Annotated in this window: 1 protein-coding gene; it reads left to right on the top strand. The window is 74.3% G+C overall.

Going from position 1 to position 3,704, the window contains the following annotated elements:
• Positions 1-713: 713 nt before the first annotated feature.
• On the top strand, positions 714-3,704 hold a 2,991-nt coding region (locus tag DQW06_RS24465), incomplete at its 3' end, for a bifunctional [glutamine synthetase] adenylyltransferase/[glutamine synthetase]-adenylyl-L-tyrosine phosphorylase (protein ID WP_117199389.1).

Genomic DNA, 3,704 nt, shown 5'->3' with positions numbered 1-3,704 from the left:
GCGGCAAGCAGCCGTTTTTCCAACTTCTTGAGAAACGGACATTTCACCCGCGATCCTAGGTCTGAGCTTCTGGTGCCTTCATACCTCACTTGCACGCCACCCCGCCAGATGGCCCTGACGTGCAGAGCTAGCCAGTGGGGGGAGGTAGGTGCGGAGGCTACCCCGGAGCCTGCGGAGGCTGGCGGAGGCTGGCCCCTACGCTTAGCCTCCGCGCCATCGCCGCAGATCAGGGGCACTTTCAAGGCGCACGCGGAGGCTGCGGAGGCTGCGTTTCCTTACTCTCTAAGAAGGTGAAGAGCACAGCAGGAGCCAGCCCCCACTGGCTAGCTCCTCAGGCTGGCTCAACGCACGTCGAGACTGCCGGGCTGCGGGCGCACATCCGGCGCACACCGGAGCCAAAAACGATGAGAGATGTCGCGTGTTACCAGCAGATGAAATCCCCCTCCATCAGGGGACTTCCGGGGTCTGCGCTGCTACCGTCCATGCGGGTATCAGTTCTACGACATCTAAGGCGTAGACGGCAGCTCCGGGAGGGCGCGCCGCGCACTCCCCCCATCGGGGCCGGTATCCGTTCGGGTACCGGCCCCGACCCGGCTCCGGGTGCGCGGGACGGTTCGCCCCGGGCGCCGGGGGCCGAACCGGTTCGGGGCACCGGGCCCGCTCACCGGCCGGACCGTTACCGTTGACACGTGGTGAGGGACGGAACGACGAACATGACGGCAGGCGCGCTCGCCAGGCGCGGTTTCAGCGACAGCACCCGGGCCCTGTGCCTGGTGGAGGAGGCCGGGCTCGACGCCCGGGCCGACACCGAGATCATCGGCTCGCTCGCGGCCGCCCCCGACCCCGACCAGGCGCTCCTCGGGCTGATCCGCATCCTGGAGTCCGACCCCGACCCCGCCGACCTCCTGGACGCGCTGCGCGAGGACCGGGAGCTGCGGGCCCGGCTGTGCCGGGTGCTGGGCACGAGCACCGCCCTGGCCGACCACCTGGTGCGCCACCCGGGCGACTGGCGGGAGCTGCGGGGCGCCGACGCCGCCCGCTCCCCCGGGCCGGAGGAGGTGCGCCGCGGCCTGTTGCACATCGTGGGCGCCGATCCCCACAGCCCCGCGCCGACCGCCGATCCGGCCGTGGTCGGCGACGGCTCGTCGGAGGACCTGCGGCACGTCCTGCGCGTGGCCTACCGCAGGCGGGTGCTGCGCCTGGCCGGGCGCGACCTGACCGGGCTGTGCACGGTGGACGAGGTCGCCGGGGAACTCGCCGACCTGGCCGCGTCGCTGCTGGACGCGTCGCTGGCGGTGGCCCGCGCCGAGCACCCCGAGGACGCCGCGCTGTGCCGCCTGGCGGTCATCGGCATGGGCAAGTGCGGCGGCCGCGAGCTCAACTACGTCAGCGACGTGGACGTGGTGTTCGTGGCCGAGCCGGCCGTGGCCGGGGATGCGGACGAGGACGCGGGCGCGGGCCCGGGTTCCGGGGAGCCGGTGGACGAGCAGGCGGCGATGCGCGCGGCGACCCGGCTGGCCACCGCGATGATGCGCATCCCCGCCGAGACCGACGCCGAGGGCGCCCTGTGGGAGGTGGATCCGGCGCTGCGCCCCGAGGGCAGGAACGGCCCGCTGGTGCGCCCGCTGTCGGGGCACCGCGCCTACTACGAGCGCTGGGCCAAGACCTGGGAGTTCCAGGCCCTGCTCAAGGCCCGCCCGATCGCCGGGGACGCGGAGCTGGGCCGGGCCTACATGGACCTCATCTCCCCGATGGTGTGGGAGGCGGCGGGCCGCAAGGACTTCGTGGAGGACGTGCAGGCGATGCGCCGCCGGGTGGTGGCGCACATCCCGGCGGGCGAGGCGGAGCGCGAGCTCAAGCTGGGCCCGGGCGGGCTGCGCGACATCGAGTTCTCCGTGCAGCTGCTCCAGCTGGTGCACGGGCGCACCGACGAGCGGCTGCGGTCGGGCAACACCCTGGAGGCGCTGGCCGCGCTGTCGGAGCACGGGTACGTGGGGCGCGGCGACGCGACGGGGCTGGCGGAGGCCTACCGGTTCCTGCGGCGGCTGGAACACCTGCTGCAGCTGGAGCGGCTGCGGCGCACGCACCTGATGCCCGATCCGGCCGCCGAGGAGGGCCCCGACCAGCTGCGCCGTCTGGGGCGGGCGCTGGGGATGACCGCGAACCCGGTGCGGGAGCTGACCGAAGCGCGCCGCCGGGTGTCGTCGGAGGTGCGGCGCCTGCACGAGAAGCTGTTCTACCGGCCGCTGCTCAACGCGGTGGCCAGGCTGCCGGGCGAGGAGGCGCGGCTGTCGCCGGAGCAGGCCAGGGCCCGCCTGGAGGCGCTGGGGTTCGTCGATCCGGGCGGCGCGCTGCGCCACCTGGAGTCGCTGACCTCGGGGGTCTCGCGCAGGGCGGCGATCCAGCGGACGCTGCTGCCGGTGATGCTGGGCTGGTTCTCCGACGCCCCCGACCCCGACGCGGGCCTGCTGGGCTTCCGGCAGGTGAGCGAGGCCCTGGGCACCACGCCGTGGTACCTGCGCCTGCTGCGCGACGACGTGCGGGTGGCCGAGCGGATGGCGTGGCTGCTGGGGACGAGCCGGTACGTGACGGAGCTGCTGCTGCGCGCCCCGGAGGCGGTGGCGATGTTCGACGACGACGGCGACCTGGTGCGCCGCGACCCGAAGGTGCTGGCCGGGGAGGCGGAGGCGGCGCGGCGCCGGTACGACACGGCCGAGGAGTCGGTGTCGGCGGTGCGCGCGCTGCGCCGCCGCGAGCTGCTGCGCACGGCCGCGGCCGACCTGCTGGAGGTCGCCTCGGTCCAGGACGTGGGCGCGGCGCTGACCGACATCGCCGCGGTGACCATAGAGGCTGCGCTGCGGCTGGCGCAGAACCGGGTGGTGGCGGCGTCGGGGGACGAGCCGCTCACGCGGGTGTGCGTGGTGGCGATGGGCCGGTTCGGCGGCGGTGAGCTGACCTACGCCAGCGACGCGGACGTGATGTACGTGCACGACCCCCTGCCGGGCGTGGACACGGGTGCGGCGACCAAGCAGGCGCTGGCCGTCGTGCGTGAGCTGGCGCGGCTGCTGGAGATGCCCGCGGCCGAGCCGCCGCTGAAGGTGGACACCGACCTGCGCCCGGAGGGCCGCAGCGGCCCGGTGGTGCGCACGCTGGAGTCCTACGCGGCCTACTACGGGCGCTGGTCGCAGGTGTGGGAGAGCCAGGCGCTGCTGCGGGCCAAGCCGGTCGCGGGCGATCCGCAGCTGCGGGAGGCGTTCACGGGGCTGATCGACCCGATCCGGTACCCGGAGGGCGGGATCGACTCCTCGGCGGTGCTGGAGATCCGCAAGCTCAAGGCGCGGATGGAGGCGGAGCGGCTGCCGCGCGGAGCCGACCCGACGCTGCACACCAAGCTGGGCCGGGGCGGGCTGTCGGACGTGGAGTGGGTGGCCCAGCTGATCCAGCTGCGCCACGCGCACGAGTACTCCGACCTGCGGACCACCGGCACCCTGGAGGCGCTGGAGGCGGCCGTGGCGCACGGTCTCCTGGACGCGGAGGACGGTGAGGTGCTCAGCCATGCCTGGCGGCTGGCGTCGCGGGTGCGGGGCATGGTGATGCTGGTGCGCGGCCGGGGCGGGGACTCGCTGCCCTCGGACCTGCGGGTGCGGGCGGCTCTGGCGGGGGCGATGGGCTGCCCCGGCGGCGACGGCGAGGACGGGGAGGAC

This window comes from Nocardiopsis sp. TNDT3, assembly GCF_003427465.1.
In the GTDB taxonomy this organism is placed as follows: Bacteria; Actinomycetota; Actinomycetes; order Streptosporangiales; family Streptosporangiaceae; genus Nocardiopsis; species Nocardiopsis dassonvillei.
This window is presented reverse-complemented; position numbering and strand designations above follow the sequence as displayed.